Below are 4,333 nucleotides of genomic sequence, written 5' to 3'. Positions count from 1 at the left end.
CGGCACGTTATACGTACCCGACAACCCCTCCAACTGCCCCAAAAACCACAACCGACGCTGCGCAAAAGACACCGGCACCGCCTCGGGCCGTGCGCGCACGCCGAGCTTGGCCTGGGTGACGTTCCCGGCCGACGCCTCAAGGTGTTCGGCCAGGTCGGCCACGGTCGGGGCCTCGAACAGGGCGCGGATGCCGAGGTCGGTGTCCAGGGTGGTCCGTATGCGGCTGATCAGGCGTGTCGCCAGCAGTGAGTGTCCGCCGAGCGCGAAGAAGCTGTCGTCGATGCCGACCTCGGCGACGCCCAGCACCTCGGCGAACAGACCGCACAGAACCTCCTCCCTCAGTGTCCGCGGCCCACGCCCGGATGTGGCTACCACGTGGTCGGGGGCAGGCAGAGCCTTGCGGTCCAGCTTTCCGTTCGGCGTCAGTGGCAGGCGTTCCAACACCACCAAGGCGGACGGCACCATGTAGTCCGGCAAGCGATCCTTGACGAACCCGAGCACCGCCGCCGTGTCGGTCTGCACATCACCGTCGGCGGGTGGCACCACGTATCCGACCAGACGCCTGTCGCCCGGACGGTCTTCGCGCACCAGCACCGCTGCCTGTGCCACCGTGTCCTGTGCGGCCAGAACGGCTTCGATCTCACCCAGCTCGATGCGGAACCCACGCACCTTCACCTGGGCGTCCGCACGTCCCACGAACTCCAGCTGCCCGTCCGCCCGCCACCGGACTACATCCCCCGTCCGGTACATCCGCGACCCCGCCGCCGTGCCGAACGGATTCGCCACAAACCGCTCCGCCGTTACGGCGGGCTGGTTCACATACCCACGCGCCAGGCCGGGCCCGGCCACATACAGCTCCCCGGCCACGCCTACCGGCACCGGCTGTAGTCCGGCATCCAGCACATACACACTGAGGTCGGCTATCTGGCGGCCGATGACTCCCACTTCTCCGGTCGGGGAGGCCGCGCTGAGCGGAGCGAAGGTGACGTGAACAGTGGTCTCGGTGATGCCGTACATATTCACCAGGACAGGGCGCGCACCAGGATGACGCTGGTACCAGTCCGTCAGCCGCCGCGCGTCGAGCGCTTCGCCACCGAAGATGATGAAGCGGGTGGCAGAGAACCAATCCTGGGCCGTTTCCCCGACCCCAGTACCAACCTCGGCCTCGGCCTGCATCAGTTGGTAAAAGGCGGAAGGCGTCTGATTGAGGATCGTGACGCCTTCGTCGCGGATCAGTTTGAGCATGAGGTCCGGGGAACGGCTTGCCGTGTAACTGACCACGACAAGGCGACCGCCGTGCAGGAGGGATCCCCATACCTCCCAGACGGAGAAGTCGAAGGCATACGAATGGAACATGGTCCAGACGTCCGTGGCCTGGAACTGGAACCGGTCCTTCGTGGCCGACAGCAGACGGACCACATTCTCGTGCGTGACCGTTACGCCTTTGGGCCGGCCCGTCGAGCCAGAGGTGTAGATGACATAGGCCGGGTGCAGGGGCAGAAGTGCCGTTGCCCTGCCTTCATCCGCCACATCAGCGTCCGGACGGCGCTCGATGGACTTCGCCGTCTCGACCTCGTCGAGCAGGATGAGTTGAGTCTGCTCCGGGAAATGCTGGACCGCGTCCTGCAGCAGGCGGTCGTTGATGGTGCTGTGCGTGACCAGCAGGACGGGCTCGGCGTCCTGGAGCATTCCGCGGATACGGTCGGCGGGGTAATCGGGATCGACGGGCACATATCCCGCCCCCGACTTGAGCACCGCCAACAACGCCACCACCAGCTCGGCAGACCGAGGCAGCGCCAAGGCCACCAGCCGTTCGGGCCCTGCACCTCGCGAGATCAGATACCGCGCCAGCCGGTTCGCCCGCGCGTTGAGCTCCCCGTAAGTCAGCTCCTGGTCTTCGAAGACCACGGCCACGGCGTCCGGCGCACTCCGCGCCTGTGCCTCGAAGAGTTCTGGCAGCGTCGCGTCGGACTTCTGGTGTACTGGGTCGTTCCACCCATGAAGGAGCTGCCGGCGTTCGGCGGGATCCAGGACGTCGGCCTGTCCGATCGCGGTATCCGGCTCCGAGATCAGGTTCTTGAGAAGCCGGAGGAAGTTGTTCTGCAGACGCTCCAGCTCTTCACGGCTGTACAGCGCGGCGTTTCCGTCGAAGTCTACGGAGATCCCGGAACCTTCATCCCCACCGCGTACGACGATACACAGGTCACGTACAGGGCCGTTGGAGAGGTTGTGCGGGATGACGGGTCGGTCGGTGAAGTAGATGTCCTCATCGAAGGAGATGATGTTCGCGGAGACATTCCACAGGGGCTGGTCCCGGCCAAGAGACCTTAGCTCGCGGATGAGCTCTTCCGACCTGTAGCGCTGGCGACGAAGAGATCCGCGAACTTCGCGCGTCGATTGCTCGATCAGCGAAGCGAAGGTCATGTCGGGTCGCAGGGTGAGGCGCAGGGCCAGGACGTCCGAGGCGGTGCTCGGGGTGATCCTTGAATTCGCGCTCTTGCGTCCCATCACGGGAAGTCCGAAGACAAGGTCCTGGCTCCCCGACAGTCGGTTCAGATACGCCGCGACGGCGGCGACCGCGACGACCGACCAGGTTGTCCGCGCGGTGAGGGCCAACGTACGCAGGCGATCGGCTTCCGAGGGGTTCAACTCGGCCGACGAGCGGAGGAAGTCTCCGCCCGCGTGGGCGTTTCCGTTCCCGACGGCTGGGCTGACGGCGTCCGGGTGGTCCGCGAACTTGTCGATCCAGTACTGCCGGTCGCTTGTGTATTTTTCGGAGACGCGGTATTCGGACTGCTCCTGGAAGAGCAGGTCGTAGGATCCAAGGCGCCCAGCTGAGTAGGGAACCCCTTTCCTCAAGTCGCTGTATATCTCGGCAAGACGGCGCTGAAATATGGCGCCACCGTAGGAGTCCACCACAATGTGATGGGTTCGCGCATACCAAAGCGTCAGATCTTGAGAGACGGTGAACAGAGCGAATGTGTACAGCCGTCCGCCGACCAGCTCTACCGGCTGGGCCAGATCCTGGTTGATCCATTGCTCCGCCGCCGCCATCGGGTCCGGCTCTGCCGAGACATCGATGATGGACAGGTCAGGATCCGACGGGGTCTGGATGGTTTGCCAGACCTTGCCGTCATCCTCCTCGAAGCGGACGTGAAGCACCTCTGTTTCCCTGAATGTGTGACGGAATGCCTCGCGAAACAGGGGCAGGTCCAGTTCGCCGCGGATCTCGACGAATTCGCCGACGTTGTAGGAGCGATCGGTCGGATCCAGCTTGTGGCCAAACCAGATTCCCGACTGGGCCATCGACAGTTCTCGACGTGTGTTCCGACCTTCAGGCATCGTCACTCACCTTGACCGCTTATTCCGTTCGCCTGTTCCGTCAGCGTGTACTGCTGCTTGTTGATGGGGACGTGGGACCGAGGCGGAGAAGAGGTCCCGCGTCCCCGTCAACAAGCTTGTTCACGTCCGGTCTATGAAGCTACCTCATTCATGGCCTTGACCAGGCTACGAGGGCGCATGTCGGTCCAGTGCTCGTTGATGTAGTCGAGACACGCCTGTCGGCTGTCCTCGCCGTGCACGGAGACCCATCCGGCCGGCACCTCCACAAACGTGGGCCACAGGGAGTGCTGGCCTTCGTCGTTGACGAGAACCAGGTACGTGCCGTCGGGGTCTTCGAACGGGTTGGTCATGACTTTCCTCCACTCGAATGCATAACAGGACGAATTTCGCTGCCGACTGCCGTCGGGCATCCTTCGATTCTGTCTTACGGTTGGTCTTGCCGAACGCCGTCGAGCAGGCGAACGATCGCGCAGGCAACCGACCCATCGGGGTCGATTGAGCTGACGACGCCGAGACGACCAATGGATTCCGGGGAGCGGGCGGCGGCGCTGAGCATGCCGATCATGTCGAAGCCCGCGGAGGCCGCGGAGGTGTCGCCGATCAAATCCGAGACGGATGCGCGAGACAGTGTGGCGGAGTCGAAGAGACTTCCGAGAAGCCTGGTTTCCTCTTCACCCGCAGGTCCGGAAATTCCGCTGGGCATAATGGCCCAGACGTCGTCCGCGGTCGCCTTGGCGGTGGCCAGTGCGCCGTGCAGACATGCGCCGAGCGCGCCGCTGAGGTCGTCGTCCGTGTTGGCACGGAACTCCACCGCGAGGACTTCGGCCAGGGCGGGACGGCGCCCAGCGGCCAGTGACGCTCCCGTCTCCAGTAGCAGGAGTGCGCACCCCTCCCCCAGGACCACGTCCCCTCCCCCACGCCGGTGGTACTCCAGCCACGAGCGAGCGTTCGAGTACTCCTCCACGCCGCCGCACAGCACCCGGTCGGCACG

Annotated in this window: 3 protein-coding genes; all 3 read right to left on the bottom strand. The window is 64.5% G+C overall.

Features of this window, described 5'->3' with window-relative positions:
* A partial coding sequence (locus CCN51_RS31325; protein ID WP_143675935.1) for a non-ribosomal peptide synthetase occupies positions 1–3,342 on the bottom strand: 3,342 nt, incomplete at its 3' end.
* A 131-nt stretch (positions 3,343–3,473) separates the two neighbouring features.
* Positions 3,474–3,692: an MbtH family protein gene (locus tag CCN51_RS31320; protein ID WP_086860371.1), complete on the bottom strand. Its 219-nt coding sequence runs from the start codon at positions 3,690–3,692 to the stop codon at positions 3,474–3,476.
* Positions 3,693–3,766: 74 nt separating this feature from the next.
* Positions 3,767–4,333 (bottom strand): beta-ketoacyl-[acyl-carrier-protein] synthase family protein (locus tag CCN51_RS31315; RefSeq protein WP_483883451.1); only part of this gene is annotated, 567 nt, incomplete at its 5' end.

It is taken from the genome of Streptomyces milbemycinicus (assembly GCF_002154605.1).
GTDB classification, from domain to species: Bacteria; Actinomycetota; Actinomycetes; order Streptomycetales; family Streptomycetaceae; genus Streptomyces; species Streptomyces milbemycinicus.
This window is presented reverse-complemented; position numbering and strand designations above follow the sequence as displayed.

Coding starts and splice junctions, on each gene's coding strand:
- CCN51_RS31320 (WP_086860371.1), bottom strand. CDS start 3,692: ATGACCAACCCGTTCGAAGACCCCGACGGCACGTACCTGGTTCTCGTC.